Genomic DNA, 17631 nt, shown 5'->3' with positions numbered 1-17631 from the left:
GCCACGATCCCCGCGCGCATGACGCCGTCACGCCCCCTCAGGTTGGATCGTCATCTTCTACGGATGCGCGTCGGCTTGCAAGGACGATGCGCTTTTTCCTGTGCACGGCGGGAGCGCGGGTTCGCCCGGGCGTCCGCCGCGCGCCGTCGTCGCCGACCACTGCGCCACGATGGTACGGGCGCGATCGTCGACCGAATAGCCGGCGGCGACGCACCGTGCCCGGCCCGCCGCGGCGACGGCGTCGCGGGCCGCGGGGTCGGCGAGGTAGCGGTCGACGAGCGCCACCGCCTCGTCGACGTCCGCGAACATCGCGCAGTCGACCCCGTCGGTGAAGTAGCGGGCGACCTCCGGGTTGCGTTCGTGCAGCATGAAGCCGCCGGCGGCCGGGATCTGGAAGGTTCGCGCCGTGATGCGGTCGCCGTCGGAGGCTCCGGCGCGGATCTCGCTGAGCAGGCCGAGCGCGATACGCGGGACGGTGATCGCCTTGCTGTACTCGCGGCCGTAGACCGGTCGCAGACGGCAATGGCGCGCGAGCGGGCCGCCGGCCGCCTTCTCCCACTGGTCGCCCCAGATGGCGAGATCCAGCGTCGGACGGGCGGCGAGGATCGCCTCCAGGATCGCCTGCTTCTTCGGCGACCAGGTCCCGACGAAGGCGAGATCGGCCCGGTAGCGCTCGAGGTCGGCCGCGGAGGGGACGATCGGCTCGTGGGTCTCGGGGTCGAAGCCCGGCGGCATGAAGGTGACGGCGTCGACGCCGAGACGCGCACGCAGGTCGTCGACGCCGAAGCTCTTGGTGGTGAAGACCCAGTCGTAGTGCGGCACGGCCCGCGGCACCTCGGGGCCGTGGCCGATCATGCTGATGTCCGGCCACCACAGGAACGCCCGCGCCCCGCGCGCCTTGATCGCGCGGATCGTCTCGGCACGGACCAGGACGCCCTTGCAGACGAGGAGGAGATGCGGCTCGAACTGGTCGGCGCCGGCGAGGAGCTCGGCGTTGAAGTCGCGCTTGATCAGCGGCATCGCCAGCCGGCGGGCCGCGCGCAGCACGCGCGAGCGCAGACCGGGCGCCTGGAACATCTCGTCGGAGACGACGGCGACCGAATGGCCGAGGCGGATCAGGGCGCGCGCGAGCGCCAGCGAGTCGCTGCCGTGCCAGAGCTCGGCCACCATCAGGATGCGCAGCGTGCCCCCGACCGTGCCGGACCGATCCGGACGAGCCTCAGGCGCGACCATCGCCGCCCCTCCGCTCGCAGTCCACGAAGGTGAGGCTGGCGGGCAGGAGCCGCCCCGCCGCACCGCCGATCAGGGGATCGAAGCCGAGGACGCGCCGGACCGCCAATCCGTGCGCCGCGAGCGCCCGCACCAGCCGGCGCGGCGTGAAGCCGTGCCGCGAGATCGCCAGATAGGGCGCGACGTCGACGCCGACGACGCGACCGAGGCGGCGGGCCGCCCGCTGGGCGAGCCGCACCGGGGCGAGGGCGTTGGGCACCGACATCACCAGCCGACCGCCCGGCACCAGCAGCGCGGCGAAATCGGCGAAGGCCGCGTCGGGATCGTCGACGTATTCGACGACGCTGAGACAGAGCAGCCCGTCGAAGCGCTCGCCGATCCCGCCGAGTTCCTCGACCGCGGCCCGACGGTAGCGCAGTGCCCCGCCCGCGGTACCGCCGCCTTCGGCGGCCGCCACCATCGCCGCGGCGCCGTCGACCCCGAGCGCCCTGGCGCCGCGCTCGGCGAGCAGTCGCGTGAACACGCCGCTGCCGCAGCCGACGTCGATCCAGGTCTGACCCGCGAGCGTGTCCGGCAGCACCGAGCCGGCGACGAAGTCGTAGCGGCGCCGGAATCCACCGCCGGCGTAACGATCCGTCCATCCCGACGCCAGTCGCTCGTGGTAGTCGACGCCGGCAGGGGCTTCAGCGGTTTCGTCGGCCATGATTCACGGATATCCTCCGCCGCGGGGTCCGGCGCACCGCCGATCGCGGATCACGTCGGAGCGCTATACCCTCCGTCCGACCGCCCTGCCAAGGCAATCGAGGCCGCCGGTTTGTTCACGCGATTCTTCAGACGTGCCCGCAGCGAAGCCCCCGCCGCCCCGCAGACCCCCGCAGCGCCGCCCCCCGTGCCGACGGGCGGGCCCGAGGGGCGCGTCGAGGACGGCACCCGGATCTACTGCATCGGCGACGTGCACGGCCGCGCCGACCTGCTCGGTCGGGTCCGCGGCTTCGTCGTGGACGACCTCGCCACCGCGCCGGAGCGACGCCTGACCGTCTTCCTCGGCGATCTCGTCGACCGCGGCCCCGATTCGGCCGGTGTCCTCGAGGCGATCGCCACCGGTTGGCCGACCGGGACCGTCGTACTGCGCGGCAATCACGAGACCGAGTTCCTCGCCGTCCTCGACCAGCCGCGGCGCCTCGCGGCGTGGCAGCGCCACGGCGGGCTCGAGACGCTCGCCTCCTACGGCGTGCCGGTGGTCGACGTCGTCCGCGGCGGACGCTTCAGCGAGGCCGTGGCCGCCCTCAAGGACAAGCTGCCGCCCGCCCACCTCGAACTGGTGGCCGGTGCCCGGGCGTCCTTCGTCAGCGGCGACTTCTTCTTCTGCCACGCCGGCGTTCGCCCCGGCGTCGCCCTCGACGCCCAGACCGAGGAGGACCTCACCACGATCCGCTCGCCGTTCCTCGACTTCGACGGCGACTTCGGCAAGATCGTGGTGCACGGCCACACGCCCGTCCGCGCGCCGGTGCTGAAGGCCAACCGGATCGCGCTCGACACCGGCGCCTACATGACCGACGTGCTGACCTGCGCCGTGTTCGAGGCCGGCGCCATCCGCCTGTTCTCGACCGCGGACTGACGGACCCGGGGCCCCTGTCCACACCCTCCGGTTGCTGGATGCGCGCCATTCGTCGCGGACGAGCGAGCGGAAGACGGGGACCGAACCGGGCAAAACCCCTGGAGCGACGGTCCTGCTTCCTTGTGGAGCCTCGCCACCACCCGTATACAGCGACGGAACCGGCCGGGGCACCACGATCGATGTCGTTCGACGCCACCGACCGGCACGAAATCTCCGGGGGCATCGGATGACGACCTGCGCGACTGAACTCCTCGACAAGCTGGCGTCGCGCCGGGCGATCGTAGCCGTGATCGGGCTCGGCTACGTCGGCTTGCCGCTGATCCGGGCGGTCGCCGAGAGCGGGCTGACCGCGATCGGCATCGACACCGATCCGACCAAGATCGAGATGCTGAAGGCCGGTCGGAACTATCTGAAGCACACCGGCGGGGAATGGATCGCCCCGCTCGTCGAGGCCGGGCGTCTCAGGCCGACGGGCGATTTCGCCACGCTCGCCGAGGCCGACGTGATCGTGATCTGCGTGCCGACGCCGCTGACGCGCCACATGCAGCCGGACCTCTCCTACGTCGAGGCGACCGCGCGGTCGATCGCGCCGCACCTGGCACCCGGCCGGCTGGTGGTGCTGGAATCGACGACCTGGCCCGGCACGACCACCGAGGTGCTGAAGCCGATCCTCGAGACCTCCGGACTTTCCTGCGGCCGCGACTTCTTCGTCGCCTTCTCGCCCGAGCGCGCCGATCCCGGCAACGCCGAATACGACGCCACCGGCCGGATCCCGAAGGTGATCGGCGGCGACGGCGCCGAGGCGCGCGAGGCCGCCTGCGCCTTCTACGGCCTGTTCGTCGAACGCATCGTCCCGGTCGAGAACGCGGCGACGGCCGAGGCGGTCAAGTTGTTCGAGAACATCTTCCGTTCGGTCAACATCGCGCTCGTCAACGAGCTCAAGGTGGTCTACCGGGCGATGGGCATCGACATCTGGCAGGTGATCGAGGCGGCCAAGACCAAGCCGTTCGGCTTCATGCCGTTCTACCCCGGGCCGGGCCTCGGCGGCCACTGCATCCCGATCGACCCCTACTACCTCTCCTGGAAGGCCAAGGAGTTCGACGTCCGCTCGCAGTTCGTCGAGCTCGCCGGCGAGATCAACTCGGCGATGCCGCGCTGGGTGGTCGACCGCCTCGCCGAGGCGCTCGACCGCAGCGCCGGCACCGGGCTCAGCCGCGCCCACGTGCTGGTGGTCGGCATCGCCTACAAGAAGAACGTCGACGACACCCGCGAGAGCCCGGCGCTCCGGCTGATCGAACTGCTCGAGAGCCGCGGCGCGCGCACCTCGTTCCACGATCCGTGGGCGCCGGTGATCCCGCCGACGCGCGAGCACGCCGCGCTCGGCGGGCGCCGCTCGGTGCCGCTCGATCCGGCGACGATCGCCGACTACGACGCGGTGCTGATCGTCACCGACCACGACAATGTCGACTGGTCCGCGCTCGCCGAGGCACGGCTCGTCGTCGACACCCGCAACCGGGCGGAGCGCGAGGGCCTCGCCGGTCCGAGGCTCGTCAAGCTCTGACGGTCGCGCCGGCCGGCCCCGGGCCGGGCGGCCCCGGACCGGGCGGCGTTGCGGGCCGGGTCGGCGTCCATTAGCGTTCCCGCGTCGCGGCGCCCCGGCGCCGTACGCTCCAGCGTGGCGGAACACATGGTACAGGGCGACGTCATCAGGCCCGCGACGTGGGAGGTGATCGGCCTCGGCCTCCTGACCCTCGGCTATCTGCTGTCGCGCGAGATGTTCGACGAAGGCGGCATGGCCGTCGTCAACGTGGTCGGCCCGGGCCTGTTCGGGCTGATCCTCTGCGGTGGCGCCCTGCGCATCGCCCTGATCGACCGCAAGGCGCTCTGGTTACCCTATTTCTGGTTTCGCTTGAGTTGCGGGATCTATTTCGGCCTCGGAACCTCCGTCCGCGCGGTCTTCAACGACCTTACCAACCACATCATCGATTCCTATTATTGGATCCAGCCCAGCGAACTGTTCAAGGTCAACGTCATTTGTTCGGCCGGCGGCTTCTTGTTCTATTTGACCAGCTTTCTCATTCATTCCGTCTGGCCGTTCGCGCCCAAGCCACCGACCGGCGAGAACCGCTCGCGCCTGCTGTTCCTGTGCGCGGCGACCTATTGCACCATCGGCTACACGCTGAAGTTCGCCGTCGTCGTACCCTACACGTTCGTCAACACCGACCCCACGGCGCTGCCGGGCATCGTGCTGAACCTGACCCATGCGGCGTCCGTGGGCCTGTTCCTGCTGACGGTGTGGTGCGCGCGCTATGCGCGGCGACTGTTGTTCGTTCCCACCTTGCTGCTGTGCGCGGACATGCTGCTCGGGAGCTTGCAGCTCGCCAAGGTGAACGTTCTGCTGCCGCTGATCCTCTACCTGCTCGGCCTGGTCATGACCTGGTGGTCGCCGCGCACGCTGATCGCGGCCGCCGCCGTCGTGTGGGTGACCTTCCTGACGCTGGTGCCCGCGGTGCAATACGGCCGTGCGGAACTCGAACGTCGCACCGGCAGCATCAACATCGGCACCGTGTCCGACCGGCTCGAGATCCTCGGCAACTACATGAACGACACATCGGCCTACGTCGAGCGATCACGTGAATACAACTCACTGAGCCGAATGTATTATGCCCACGTCATGGCGGCTTCCGTCACGAGCTACGACAACGGCAATCCCGGATACTCCCTCTACAACGTCCTCACCGTTCTGATACCGCGCTCGTTGTGGCCGGAAAAACCCGTCTACAACGTCGGTGCGACGTTCAATCTGATGGTCATCGGCGACGACAACTCGTCGACCTGGATGGGACTGTTCGCGGAGGCCTACTGGAACTTCGGCTGGTGGGGATTGCCGATCATGCTGATTCCGCTGGCGCTCGGCTACGAGGTGGCGTCGCGGCTGGTCTACGACATCCTGCAGCGGGAGCGCTGGCTGCACTTTCCGGTGGTGATGCTGAGCGCCTGGTGCGGCATGCGTTCGGACAGCGACTTCGCCACGACCCAATTCGCGATGCTGACCGTGGTCTTCGTGCTGATGGCGATCCTGGACAAGGTCGAGCCGGCCGTCCTCGGCTTCATCGGTGCGACGGCGCGCCGAGCGCCGGTCGCCGGCGCATGAGCACGCCGCGGGCGCTGGTGGCGGCGCAGTATCTCGCCCCTGGCGCCGGCGGTATCGCCGTCGTCGCCCGGCTCACCGCGAAGGTGCTCGGCCGGATCGGTCCGGCGCGCGGCCTGTCGTGCATGGAGACCGGCGCATTTCGCGTCCACGACGTGCCGGTGCGCGGCTGTGCGGGCAGCCGGCTCGGCTTCGTCGCCCGCCTCGCCGTCGCCGCCGCGCGGGCCGATCACGTCTACCACGACTTCGCCGGCACCCTGCGCGCCCGCCCCTTCGCCGCGCTCGGCGGTGCCGGCCATGCCGCCTGGGCCCACGGGGAGGAGATCTGGGACCGCCCCCGGCCCGACTACGCCGACGCCCTCGCGCGCGCCGACCTCGTGCTCGTCAACAGCGGCTACACGCTGGAGCGGGCGGCCGCGAGCCTCGGCCGCTGCCGGCGCGTCGCGCTCTGCCGGCTCGCCACCGAGGAGGACGAGGCGCCGGACGCCGTCGGCCCCGCCGACGCGCCGCCGACGGTGCTGCTGCTCGGGCGCATCGACGACGGCCTGCCGAAGGGGCACGACCTCCTGATCTCGATCTGGCCGCGGGTGGCGGCCGCCGTGCCCGGCGCCCGTCTGGTGCTGGCGGGCGGCGGCGTCGGCGTCGCCGCGGTCCGCGCGCTCGCGGCCGCTTCGCCCGCCGCGGCGTCGATCGAGGTGACCGGCTTCGTGCCGGCCGCGGACGTCGAGGCGCTGTGGCGGCGCACCCGCGTCCTGGCGATGCCGAGCCGCGGCGAGGGCTTCGGGCTGGTCTTCATCGAGGCGATGCGGCGCGGCCTGCCGGTGTTGAGCTCCACCGAGGATGCCGGCGGCGACCTCGTCGCCGACGGTGTCACCGGCTTCGCCCGCAGCCGCGCCCGCCCCGACGCCGTCGTCGACGCCCTGGTCGACCTCCTGCGCGACGGCGACCTCGCGCGGCGGTTCGGCGCCGCCGGCCACCACCGCTGGCACGAACGCCATCGTTACGGGGTGTTCGAGCGCGATTTCCTCGCGGCGACCGCGGACTTCCGGGGCGCCTGACGAGCCGACGTCAACCCGCCGCGGCGCCCCGCCTCTCGCGGACGGCCACGATCCGGCCGGCCTCGAGCTGCACCACCCGATCGGCGAGGGCGATCGCCGCGGGACGGTGGGCGACGAGGATCACGCAGGCCCGGCTCGCGAGTTCGGCGACCGCGGCGAGCACCTTGGCCTCGGTGTCGGCGTCGAGGGCCGACGTCGATTCGTCGAACACGACGAGGTCGGCGTCCTGCAGCAGGGCGCGGGCGATCATGATGCGCTGGCGTTCGCCGCCGGACAGGCGCGAACCGCGGTCGCCGACGCGGGTGTCGAGCCCGTCCGGCAGGGCGAACACGAAATCGGCGGCCGCACGGCGAAGCGCCGCCTCGATCGCGGCGTCGTCGGCCGCCGGCGCGGCGACCGCGAGATTGGCGCGGATGCTGTCGTGGAACAGGAAGCCGTCCTGCGGCACGTAGGCGACGCGCCCGCGCCAGGCCACCCGGTCGGCGGCACCGAGCACCGCGCCGTCGACCGCGACCGTCCCCGCCGTCGGCGCGATCAGGCCCATGGCGAGGTCGACAAGCGTCGACTTGCCCGCGCCCGACGGACCGACCAGCGCGGTGACGCCGCGGGCCGGCAGTTCGAGGTCGATGCCCGAGAGCGTCGGCGCCGGTGCACCGGGGTGGACGTAGGCGACCGCGGCGAACGACAGCGACCGGCGGAGCCGCGGCGGCGTCGGTGCCGCCGCGGGTTCGCCGACGGCGAGGCAGTCGGCCTCGCGGCGGCGGACCTGCTCGTAGATCGGCAGCAGCCTGGAGAGCTGGCGCCAGGTCTCGACCGTCTGCATCCCGCCGGACGCGAGACGGAGCGCCGCGACCGCGAGCGCGATCATCGAGGCGCCGTCGATCTCCATGACGGCGAGCCCGTAGCCGGCGCCGCCGGCGACCGCGCAGGCCGTGGCGAGGCGCTGCCACGCCCGGACGCCGGCGGTCGCGCGCGCCTGTGCGGCGGTCGCCTCGCCGAGCGCCTCCAGCCGCGCCGCGAAGGCGAGCCCGCGCGCCGGTTCGGCCCGGAGCACCTTGATCGGCTTCAGGCCCGACAGTTCGTCGGAGAGCGTAGCCGCCAGCGCCCGGTTCTCGCGCACCAGCGTGCCGGAGAGGCGGTAGGCGCGCCGCGCGAGGCGCAGCGTCGGCAGGCCGAGGACGAGCGCCATCGCCCCCACCGCCAGGGTGACGCCGGGCGACAGCACCAGGGCCGCGACGAGCAGCGCCGGCAGGGTCACCAGACGACCGACCAGGTCGATGCCGAGCCGGACGGCGAAGGCGCACTGGCCCGCCTCGGCGAAGATCGCGTGCTGGAGTTCGCTCGGATGCGCCAGCGCGGGGCTGCCCCAGGCCGCGCCGAGCACCGCCTCGTGCAGGCGCGTCCGCAGCCGTTCGCCGAAACGGCGGATCAGCACCTCGGACTCGGTCGCCTGACCGTAGAGCGCGGCGGCGGCGAGGCCGACCAGGGCGAGATAGACGCCCCCGAGGGCGACCGGGCCGAGCGCCGGCAGCCCCGGCAGCACGGCGGGGCCGCCGAGCACGACCGGGAGCAGCATCAGCGCGGCGCTCTCCAGCACCGCCGAGCCGATCGACAGCGCGACCAGCCCGCCGAAGCGCCGCGGCGCCGTGGCCAAGGCGTCGCCGAGCAGCGCGACCACCTCCCCGAGCGCCGGCGCGGCGGCGTCGGCGGTCACGGCCGCCACCCCCGGCCGGACGCGGCCTTCAACGCCGCCCGCGCCACCGAGGCGGCGAAATGGGCGGTCTGCACCGCCCGCGGCGACGACACCGACGGCGGCACCCCGCGCGCGATCGCGGCGGCGACGGGGTTGATCCAGTAAGAGGCGAGGCGCCGACGGACGAAGCCCGGCGAGAACTCGACCGCCGGCGACAGGAAGCGGGCGGCCCTCGGATCGCACCACTCGGCGAGCACCGCCCGCACCACCCAGGCCGGCGGCGGCATCGCCACGCCTGCGGGCGGGCGACAGTCGAGCAGGGTGGCGGCGAGGCCGATCGCGGTGGCGGTCCAGGCCCGGGCGAGCGGATCGCGCCCGAGCGCCTCATCCCAGTCGAACCCGGGACCGGCGGTCTCGACCAGCGCCGCGACGTCGACCAGCCAGAGCGGACGCCAGCCGCCATGGCGGAGCATGTGCATCGCGACGAGGCGCAGGTGATGCTCCGGCCGCGGCGCCAGCACCCGCACGTCCGCGCCGACCCCGAGCGCGACCGCCTCGCCGAACAGGCTGTCGGGCGCGAGGCCGTAGGCGGCCGGCAGGCCGCCGTGCAGGTCGACGGCCGCGCCGGGCATTCCGGCCGAGAGGCCGGCGTACCGGAACTGGCCCTCGTGCGGCAGGGATTGTTCCGTCGCCCCGCGCGACAGGACGTCGACGGCGCGGGCGTGATCGGCGGCGCGGACGACGAGATCGAAGTCGCCGAGCGGCCTGAGATTGGGTCCGGGATAGGCGCCGGCCAGCGCGAGCCCCTTGAAGAGCACCGGCACGACACCGGCCGCCTCGAGCTCCCGGACGAGGGGCCGGAAACGGTCGAGTCGCGCCGCGTTGGCGAGGGCCCCCGACACCGCGGCCGTCCTCAGCGGGACGAGGCGCGGGTCGGCGACGAGGGGACCCGCGGCGATCCGGCGCCACACCAGAGCGGCTGCGCCGGGCGCGACGATCCGCGGTACCGCCTCGGCCAGAGCCTCCGCGTCGACCTCCAGCGGCGGCGGCGCGGTGCGCCAGGCGCCGGCGAGCAGACGCGCCACCACGGAACCGGACACGACCTCGGCCATGCACCCCCCTGACAACCATCCGACATCCCGTGCGGGCGTGTCGGCGGCGGTCGGTGAGGTGTCACGCTTTGGCGCGGCGGTCAACGCCGCAACCGATCGCAAGCGGATGCAAGCGCGTCGATCCACACGCAACGCGAGATCCGGGTCGCCACGGCCTTCCCAGGCGGTGGTGTTTCTGCTAGTTGTCGGGGACGGCCGACTCGGTCGCAGCGGGGGTTTCTAGGGCGATGCGGAAAGTTCTGATCGTTGCGGTGATGGCGATCGTTTCGGGGCAGGCCGCCCTCGCCGCCGCTCCGCAGGTCGCGGGCAAGCTCCTGAAGGTCGTCGGAAGCGTGACGGTCAACGGCGCCAAGGCTTCGGGCGGCGCCCTCGCCGTCGGCGACCTGATCGGCACCGGCAAGGACAGCAGCGCGATCGTCTCCTATCAGGACGGCTGCAAGATCAGCATCGCGCCGAACAGCTCGGTCAAGATCGGCCTTCCCTCGCCGTGCGCGCTCAAGGCCGGTGGCGTCGCCGGTGCGGCGGGCGTTGCCGTTCTCGGCACCGGCGCCGGCGTGTCGACGGCCGCGGTGGTGGGTGGTTTCGCGATCCTCGGCGCGGCGGGCGGCATCGCCGCCCTGGCGGTGAACAACTCTTCGAGCCCCTGACGAACGACCTCCCCGAGAGACGCGGTCCCGCTTGCCCGCCGGTCCCGGCGCGGCGCCCATCGTAACCGCGTCGCCGTTCGGCCAGGGAAGCCGGTATGTTCATCCTGTGCCTGCTGGTTCTCGCGACGGGGCTCTGCGTCGGCGGCGCCTCGCTGCCGGGCATGCCCGGCGACTTCGTGGTGCAGGTCGTCTCGATTCCCCTCGCCCTCGCCGTCCTCGCGGGCCGCCTGCGCGGTCGCACGCCCCGTCTGTCGCGGGGCGAGATCCTGCTGCTGCTGCTCGGTCCCGCGGTCGCCGTGGCCCAGCTCGTGCCGTTGCCGCCGGCGGTCTGGGAGTTGCTCCCGCGCGCGGATCTGCGCCTCGCGCCGTTCGACGCGCTCGGCATGGCGCCTGACTGGCGCCCTGCCAGCCTCGACGTCGAGGCGACCGGCCTCGCGCTGATGTCGCTGCTGCCGCCGACGGTGTTCTTCATCGGCATCAGGATGCTGAAGCGCTCCGAGCGGCGGGCGCTGCTGCTGGCTGCGATCGCGCTCCTGACCGTCGGCGTCTTCCTCGGCCTCGCCCAACTCGCGGGCGGGCCGGCGAGCCCGCTGCGCTTCTACGCGATGACCAATCCCAGCGAGGCCGTCGGGTTCTTCGCCAATCGCAACCACTTCGCGGCGTCGCTCTACGTCGGCGTCCTGTTCGCGGCGCCGTTCCTGATCGAGAGCGGCGTCGGCTTCCTGGCGGCGCGGCGCAAGCGCGAGGTCGGGGCCGAGCATCTCGTGGTCCTGATGGGGGCCGCGACCCTGACGCTGCTGTTCTGCGCCGCGGTGGTGATGACCCGCTCGCGCGCCGGCGCGGCGCTCGCCCTCGCGGCGGTGGTCGGGATCGGCGTTCTGCTCGTGCTGCGCCCGCACAATCGCTGGCGCCGGACCAGCATCGTCCTGTTCGCGGGCCTGTTCGCCGGCGTCGGATTGTTCGCCGCGCAGGCCGGTCTCGGCCGGATGCTGGACCGTCTCGCCTCCGACACCGGGGTCGACGGCCGCTTCGCCATCACCCGGAACACGCTGGCTGCCGCGGAGGACTTCTTTCCCTTCGGCAGTGGCCTCGGTTCCTTCCCGAAGGTCTACGCCCTCTACGAGGAATCCGCCGACCTCATTCCGCGCGCCTATGTCAACGCCGCCCACGACGACTGGCTGCAGCTCCTGCTCGAGACCGGCGCCGTCGCCCTGGTGGTGGCGGCATTGGTTCTCGCCTGGGTGATCGGCCGCGGCGTCGACCTGTTCCGCCGACCCGACCTCGGCGGCGGTCACCTCGACCTGTCGGTCCGGCGGTCGGCCTTCCTGGCCGTCATCCTGCTGGCGGTGCACTCGACGGTGGACTATCCGCTACGCACCGCCGCCGGCATGATGCTGTTCGCGCTCGCGGCGGGGCTGACCGGCACGCGCCGTCACCGCTCGCGCGACGCGGCGGCGGCCGAACCCGAGGTGCTGCCGCCGTGACGGGTGCCGCGCCGCTCTGTCCGCCCGCCGGCGGGCGGCCGCGTCGGCGCCGGCTCGGCGCGCGGCGCGGAGGCGGGACGCGATGGCGAGCCTGAAGCGGATCGGCGGCAACGTGGCGGCGCAGGGTCTGGCCCTCGCCGCCTCTCTCGTCGATCGCGTCGTCCTGGTCGGCCTGATGCTCAGGGCATGGGGGCCCGACCTCTTCGCCGACTACGCGGTGTTGCAGTCCTGGGCGACGCTGCTCGCGGTCGGAGATTTCGGCGTCCAGATCTACTTCCAGAACGTCGAGCGCAGCGCCCTCGCCCGCGGCGACCGCGCCGCCTTCCGTCGCTTCGCCGCCATCCACCTGTGGCTGCTCGTCGTCTTCTGCGGGGCGCTCGCGCTGGTCGGCCTCGCCTCCCTGCCCTTCGCCACCGCGCTGGCCCGCAACGCGCCGCTCGACACCGCCGAGACCGTGCTCGTCCTTGTCCTGATCGGTGCCGGCAGCCTGTCGGCGGTGGTGCGATCCGCCGTCACGACGCGGTCGATCGCCCTCGGCGACTTCGCCCGGATCACGCTCATCGGTGCCGTCGGGCAGTTGGCACTGACGGTGACGTCGAGCGCCGCCGTTCTGCTCGGCGCCGGCCCGGTCGTGCTGGCGGCGCTGTTCTTCCTGCTCTTCGGCGTCGTGATCCAGGTGTTGACGGCGCGGGACTGCAGCGTCCGGCACCCGGGCACGGCGGTCCGCCCCGCACGGCCGACCCGCGCCGAGTTGGCCGACCTCGGCAGCCACCTCGGCTGGCTCGGCGCGGTCAGCCTCGCGCCCACGGTGCTCCTGTTGCTGCCGGTCGTGCTGTTCGGTCTGTTCGGGCTCTCCGGCGCGGCGATCGCCGGCTTCCTGCTGTTGCGCACGCTGGTCAACCTGCTGCGGCAGTTCTTCCAGTTCGCCGCGCTCGGCGCCGGGCTCGAGATTTCCACGCACGCCCATGGCGGCGACTTCGCCAGGGCGTGGCGGCTGTCGGCCGCGATCGGGCGATGGATCTCGGTCGTCGGGGCGGTCGCGTCCGTCGGCCTGCTGTGCTTCGGCCGAGAGGTCGTCACGCTGTGGTCGGGGTCGCCGGCGCTCTACGATCCCGCGGTCGCGGCGTGGCTGGCGTTGGCCGTGGTGGCGACCGGGCCGTTCCAGCAGATCCTGGCGCTGCTGCAATTCACCAACCAGAGCCGGATCCCCGGACAGTTGCGGCTGGTCCAGATGGTGGCCGCCGCCGCGATGGTGCCGGTCGGTCTGGCGGCGAGCGGCGTCGCCGGCGCCGCCGCGGCGCTGACGCTCGCGGAGATCTTCGCCTGCGTCGTCGCCCTACCGGCGCTGGCGCGCAGCCGACGCTTCCCCGGCCTCGCGACCGAACTCGGCGGCGCCGGCGCACTGTCGCTGGCGGCCGCGGTCTGGGCCGGCGCGGTCGGCTGGGCGCTCGAGCAGGCGACGGCGCCGACGTCGCTCGCCGGCTCCCTCGCGGTGGGCGCCGCATGGGCCGCGCTCGGCGCGCTGCCGCCGGTGATCGCGGCGCTGCCCCCTACTCTGCGCGACCGCGCGGCGGCGGTGTGGCGGGGACGGCCGGAGGCTTGACGGGCGGTGGCGTCGACGAGACACTCGTCGGCACCCTGACAGGCTCGGGGATCGTGCCGTCTGCGGTTGCGCCGCCATCGCCGGAGACGTGACATGGACCACGACGTCAGCTGCGAGTGGTCCGCACAGTGGCTGCCCGGGCAACGCATCGCGAGGCTATCGTGGAACGCGAGGACGTCGACCTGCTCTCGTTTCGCGAGGAACTGTCGACCATCACCGGCATTCCGCTGGAGGACGTCGCCGGAACGTCACGGGTGAACTTCGACCTGGGCGTAGACGGCGACGATGCGGTCGTTCTGATCGAGCGTTTGACTCGAAGGTTCGGCCCGCCCTCGCGGCATGTCGAGGTCGGGCAGTATTTTGGACCGGAGAACTTCTTCCTGTCTCTCGCGTCGCGAATGAAAGGTCGCAAAATGCGCCCGCTGACCGTCGCGGATCTGCATGGAATGTGGACGGGACGGCGCGGCGCTGTCGTCGCTCCTATCGGCGCGTCGCCGCGGTGCGGGTAGACTTTGAGCGCGGGGTGCGGGCGGGCGCCCTTCCGTGCCGGGTGGGCGGCTTCTGCGGCGGCTTCGGGCGCTGCGGCGTGCCGTTCGGGGCGTGGTCGTGTGTGTGTTTTCGGAGCGGGTTTAGCCCGCCGGCGGTTAGCCTGGCGGGTTGATGTCGTCTTGGTCGGTATGGTGTCGGGTATTGTTCGGGTGTCGTTGTGAGAAGGCGTGTTCGTGAAGTTGGGCTGCGCCGGTCATGTTTCGACGACGCGCTTGCGTTTGTGTGTTTCCTGAGCTTTGCAGGCCTGGCGGCGACCTACTCTCCCGCGTCTATATGACGAAGTACCATTGGCGCTGGGGAGTTTCACGGCCGAGTTCGGGATGGGATCGGGTGTTTTTCTCCCCGCCATGACCACCAGGCCGGCGAAGATCAGGAAGTTGGTCTCTGTCCGGGTTGCCGTTGGGGCGTCCCGGGGGATCGTTTCGTTTGTTGCTCGTGGCCGTATTGGCCTCGAGGGTGCGTTGACAATGAGAGCGATGAAGCCGATCGAGCTATTAGTACCGGTAAGCTTCGCACGTTGCCGTGCGTCCACACCCGGCCTATCGACGTGGTGGTCTACCACGGCTCTGATAGGGAGCACTGGTTTCGAGGTTCGTTTCCCGCTTAGATGCCTTCAGCGGTTATCGAGTCCGTACATAGCTACCCTGCAATGCCGCTGGCGCGACAACAGGTCCACCAGAGGTACGTCCATCCCGGTCCTCTCGTACTAGGGACAGATCCTCTCAATACTCCTACACCCACGGCAGATAGGGACCGAACTGTCTCACGACGTTCTGAACCCAACTCACGTACCACTTTAATCGGCGAACAGCCGAACCCTTGGGACCTGCTCCAGCCCCAGGATGTGATGAGTCGACATCGAGGTGCCAAACGATGCCGTCGATATGGACTCTTGGGCATCATCAGCCTGTTATCCCCGGCGTACCTTTTATCCGTTGAGCGATGGCCCGTCCACGAGGGACCACCGGATCACTATGGCCGTCTTTCGACTCTGCTCGACGTGTCAGTCTCGCAGTCAGGCAGGCTTATGCCATTGCACTCGTCGAGCGATTTCCGACCGCTCTGAGCCCACCTTCGCGCGCCTCCGTTACTCTTTGGGAGGCGACCGCCCCAGTCAAACTACCCACCACACACTGTCCCGGACCCGGATGACGGGCCGCGGTTAGACAGTCATGACGATAAGGGTGGTATTTCAAGGATGGCTCCACGAGAGCTGGCGCCCCCGCTTCAAAGCCTACCACCTATCCTACACATGCCGACACGAATGCCAGTGTGAAGCTATAGTAAAGGTGCACGGGGTCTTTCCGTCTGACCGCAGGAACCCCGCATCTTCACGGGGAATTCAATTTCACTGGGCCTGTGCTGGAGACAGCGGGGAAGTCGTTACGCCATTCGTGCAGGTCGGAACTTACCCGACAAGGAATTTCGCTACCTTAGGACCGTTATAGTTACGGCCGCCGTTTACCGGGGCTTCAATTCGGAGCTTGCACCCCTCCTCTTAACCTTCCGGCACCGGGCAGGCGTCAGACCCTATACGTCATCTTGCGATTTCGCAGAGCCCTGTGTTTTTGTTAAACAGTCGCCACCCCCTCGTCTGTGCCCCCCGATCCTGGTTGCCCAGAACCGGGGCCTCCTTCTCCCGAAGTTACGGAGGCAATTTGCCGAGTTCCTTCAGCACAATTCGCCCAAACGCCTTGGTATACTCTACCAGTCCACCTGTGTCGGTTTCGGGTACGGTCTATGATGCAGGGGCTGTTTCCTGGAACGCCTTCGAAGCCCGCCCAATCCGATAAGGGCGAACCACACACGGCATCCGTCACCACCTGCAGGCTCAGGACTATTCACCTGATTCCCATCGACTACGCCTTTCGGCCTCGCCTTAGGGGCCGGCTAACCCTGCGCAGATTAGCTTTACGCAGGAACCCTTGGACTTTCGGCGGGGGTGTCTCTCACACCCCTTGTCGTTACTCATGTCAGCATTCTCACTTCCGATACCTCCACCGGCCCTCACGGGTCCGGCTTCACAGGCCTACGGAACGCTCCGCTACCACTTGGCATCGCTGCCAAATCCTAAGCTTCGGTGCGTGGCTTGAGCCCCGTTACATTGTCCGCGCAGGAACCCTTGTTTAGACCAGTGAGCTGTTACGCTTTCTTTAAATGATGGCTGCTTCTAAGCCAACATCCTGGTTGTTTTGGGATTCCCACATCGTTTCACACTTAGCCACGACTTCGGGACCTTAGCTGTAGGTCAGGGTTGTTTCCCTCTTCACGACGGACGTTAGCACCCGCCGTGTGTCTGCCGGATAGCACTTCCTGGTATTCGGAGTTTGGTTAGGTTTGGTAAGTCTGTGGGACCCCCTAGCCCATCCAGTAGCTCTACCCCCAGGAGTGTTCGTCCGACGCTCTACCTAAATAGATTTCGCGGAGAACCAGCTATTTCGAGGTTTGATTGGCCTTTCACCCCTAGTCACAAGTCATCCCCGACTTTTTCAACAGGCGTGGGTTCGGCCCTCCAGTGCGTGTTACCGCACCTTCAGCCTGCTCATGACTAGATCACCTCGTTTCGGGTCTAATCCGACGAACTGAACGCCCTGTTCAGACTCGCTTTCGCTGCGCCTACGCCTACCGGCTTAAGCTCGCTCGTCAGACTAAGTCGCTGACCCATTATACAAAAGGTACGCGGTCACCCTTGCGGGCTCCCACTGTTTGTAGGCATCCGGTTTCAGGTGCTCTTTCACTCCCCTCGTCGGGGTGCTTTTCACCTTTCCCTCACGGTACTGGTTCGCTATCGGTCGCTGAGGAGTACTTAGGCTTGGAGGGTGGGCCCCCCATGTTCAGACAGGATTGCACGTGTCCCGCCTTACTCGAGGATCATGGACGACATCTACGCGTACGGGGCTGTCACCCGCTGTGGCCCGGCTTTCCAACCGGTTCCGCTTCTTCATCCATGACCACTGGCCTGGTCCGCGTTCGCTCGCCACTACTAGCGGAGTCTCGGTTGATGTCCTTTCCTGCGGGTACTTAGATGTTTCACTTCCCCGCGTTCGCCTCTAACCCCCTATGGATTCAAGGGCTAGATACCTTCATCTTGCAACCGAAGATGCCAACTCCCGCCGCCGATCTCTCCCGAAGGATCGATCCGCGTCGGTCGTTCGCAACTCCGGTCGCTGAAGGTGGGTTTCCCCATTCGGAGATCCTCGGATCAAAGCTTGTTCGCAGCTCCCCGGGGCTTATCGCAGCGTACCACGTCCTTCATCGCCTCTCAGCGCCAAGGCATCCACCAGATGCCCTTCTTTCACTTGATCGCTCTCATTGTCGACGCACCCTCTCGCGAACGGGGAGCCTTTTGCTCCTCCCCGTCCTCGGGTCACTCGACGCGATCCCGTACGTCGCCACCACTCGGCAGAATGGGCGACGTACCAGAGACCTTTCACTTCACGAGACATGTCCATCCGACCACGGTGCGGTCAAACCCCGCGGGGCCAT

Annotated in this window: 12 protein-coding genes and 2 rRNA genes; 8 read left to right on the top strand and 6 right to left on the bottom strand. The window is 69.8% G+C overall.

Annotated elements, in window-relative coordinates:
• Window positions 1–57 precede the first annotated feature (57 nt).
• Both EDD54_RS17815 and EDD54_RS17810 read right to left on the bottom strand, forming a co-directional pair.
• Window positions 58–1233 carry a CgeB family protein gene (locus EDD54_RS17815; RefSeq protein ID WP_126539563.1) on the bottom strand — a complete coding sequence of 392 codons (1176 nt, stop codon included), beginning with the start codon at window positions 1231–1233 and terminating at the stop codon, window positions 58–60.
• Window positions 1220–1933, bottom strand: coding sequence for a class I SAM-dependent methyltransferase (locus tag EDD54_RS17810; RefSeq protein WP_126539565.1), 714 nt, complete (start codon window positions 1931–1933; stop codon window positions 1220–1222). Before EDD54_RS17810 ends, EDD54_RS17815 begins: the two co-directional genes overlap by 14 nt.
• A 186-nt stretch (window positions 1934–2119) precedes the next feature.
• Here EDD54_RS17810 and EDD54_RS17805 point away from each other — a divergent pair, with 186 nt between their 5' ends.
• The 4 genes from EDD54_RS17805 (at window position 2120) to EDD54_RS17790 (ending at window position 7057) form a co-directional block, all read left to right on the top strand.
• The gene (locus tag EDD54_RS17805; RefSeq protein WP_126539567.1) at window positions 2120–2848 is read left to right on the top strand and encodes a metallophosphoesterase family protein; all 729 of its coding nucleotides are present in this window, start codon (window positions 2120–2122) and stop codon (window positions 2846–2848) included.
• Window positions 2849–3074: 226 nt separating this feature from the next.
• Window positions 3075–4409, top strand: coding sequence for a nucleotide sugar dehydrogenase (locus EDD54_RS17800; RefSeq protein WP_126539569.1), 1335 nt, complete (start codon window positions 3075–3077; stop codon window positions 4407–4409).
• Window positions 4410–4535: 126 nt separating this feature from the next.
• On the top strand, window positions 4536–6002 hold the full coding sequence (locus tag EDD54_RS17795) for a hypothetical protein (RefSeq protein WP_126539572.1): 1467 nt from the start codon (window positions 4536–4538) through the stop codon (window positions 6000–6002).
• Complete coding sequence (locus EDD54_RS17790) at window positions 5999–7057, top strand: glycosyltransferase family 4 protein (RefSeq protein WP_126539574.1); 1059 nt, start codon at window positions 5999–6001, stop codon at window positions 7055–7057. The genes EDD54_RS17795 and EDD54_RS17790 overlap by 4 nt, the downstream gene beginning before the upstream one ends.
• A gap of 10 nt (window positions 7058–7067) precedes the next feature.
• Here EDD54_RS17790 and EDD54_RS17785 read toward each other — a convergent pair whose 3' ends face one another.
• Both EDD54_RS17785 and EDD54_RS17780 read right to left on the bottom strand, forming a co-directional pair.
• Window positions 7068–8771, bottom strand: a complete 1704-nt coding sequence (locus EDD54_RS17785; protein ID WP_126539576.1) for an ATP-binding cassette domain-containing protein — start codon at window positions 8769–8771, stop codon at window positions 7068–7070.
• Complete coding sequence (locus EDD54_RS17780; protein ID WP_126539578.1) at window positions 8768–9862, bottom strand: nucleotidyltransferase family protein; 1095 nt, start codon at window positions 9860–9862, stop codon at window positions 8768–8770. Before EDD54_RS17780 ends, EDD54_RS17785 begins: the two co-directional genes overlap by 4 nt.
• A gap of 182 nt (window positions 9863–10044) precedes the next feature.
• On the opposite strand from EDD54_RS17780, the gene EDD54_RS17775 reads away from it, so the two are divergent.
• From EDD54_RS17775 to EDD54_RS17760, 4 genes are all read left to right on the top strand, one after another.
• Window positions 10045–10509, top strand: a complete 465-nt coding sequence (locus EDD54_RS17775; protein ID WP_126539580.1) for a FecR family protein — start codon at window positions 10045–10047, stop codon at window positions 10507–10509.
• Window positions 10510–10604: 95 nt separating this feature from the next.
• Window positions 10605–11993 (top strand): O-antigen ligase family protein, encoded by a 1389-nt coding sequence (locus EDD54_RS17770; RefSeq protein ID WP_126539582.1) that lies wholly within the window; start codon window positions 10605–10607, stop codon window positions 11991–11993.
• Window positions 11994–12075: 82 nt separating this feature from the next.
• Window positions 12076–13596, top strand: a complete 1521-nt coding sequence (locus tag EDD54_RS17765) for a hypothetical protein (protein ID WP_126539584.1) — start codon at window positions 12076–12078, stop codon at window positions 13594–13596.
• Between the two features lie 161 nt (window positions 13597–13757).
• Window positions 13758–14105 (top strand): acyl carrier protein, encoded by a 348-nt coding sequence (locus EDD54_RS17760; protein ID WP_126539586.1) that lies wholly within the window; start codon window positions 13758–13760, stop codon window positions 14103–14105.
• Between the two features lie 282 nt (window positions 14106–14387).
• On the opposite strand, the gene rrf is transcribed toward EDD54_RS17760, so the two are convergent.
• Window positions 14388–14504, bottom strand: a 5S ribosomal RNA gene (gene rrf, locus EDD54_RS17755).
• A gap of 114 nt (window positions 14505–14618) precedes the next feature.
• Window positions 14619–17450, bottom strand: a 23S ribosomal RNA gene (locus EDD54_RS17750).
• Window positions 17451–17631 lie beyond the last annotated feature (181 nt).

The sequence above is a fragment of the Oharaeibacter diazotrophicus genome (assembly GCF_004362745.1).
Taxonomy (GTDB): domain Bacteria; phylum Pseudomonadota; class Alphaproteobacteria; order Rhizobiales; family Pleomorphomonadaceae; genus Oharaeibacter; species Oharaeibacter diazotrophicus.
Note: the sequence above shows the minus strand (reverse complement) of the source record. Positions and strands in the feature narration are given on the sequence as shown.

Excerpts from the sequence above, each read along its gene's own strand:
- EDD54_RS17770 (WP_126539582.1), top strand. The coding sequence starts at position 10,605 with ATGTTCATCCTGTGCCTGCTGGTTCTCGCGACGGGGCTCTGCGTCGGC.
- EDD54_RS17765 (WP_126539584.1), top strand. The coding sequence starts at position 12,076 with ATGGCGAGCCTGAAGCGGATCGGCGGCAACGTGGCGGCGCAGGGTCTG.
- EDD54_RS17795 (WP_126539572.1), top strand. The coding sequence starts at position 4,536 with ATGGTACAGGGCGACGTCATCAGGCCCGCGACGTGGGAGGTGATCGGC.
- EDD54_RS17780 (WP_126539578.1), bottom strand. The coding sequence starts at position 9,862 with ATGGCCGAGGTCGTGTCCGGTTCCGTGGTGGCGCGTCTGCTCGCCGGC.
- EDD54_RS17815 (WP_126539563.1), bottom strand. The coding sequence starts at position 1,233 with ATGGTCGCGCCTGAGGCTCGTCCGGATCGGTCCGGCACGGTCGGGGGC.
- EDD54_RS17800 (WP_126539569.1), top strand. The coding sequence starts at position 3,075 with ATGACGACCTGCGCGACTGAACTCCTCGACAAGCTGGCGTCGCGCCGG.
- EDD54_RS17790 (WP_126539574.1), top strand. The coding sequence starts at position 5,999 with ATGAGCACGCCGCGGGCGCTGGTGGCGGCGCAGTATCTCGCCCCTGGC.
- EDD54_RS17810 (WP_126539565.1), bottom strand. The coding sequence starts at position 1,933 with ATGGCCGACGAAACCGCTGAAGCCCCTGCCGGCGTCGACTACCACGAG.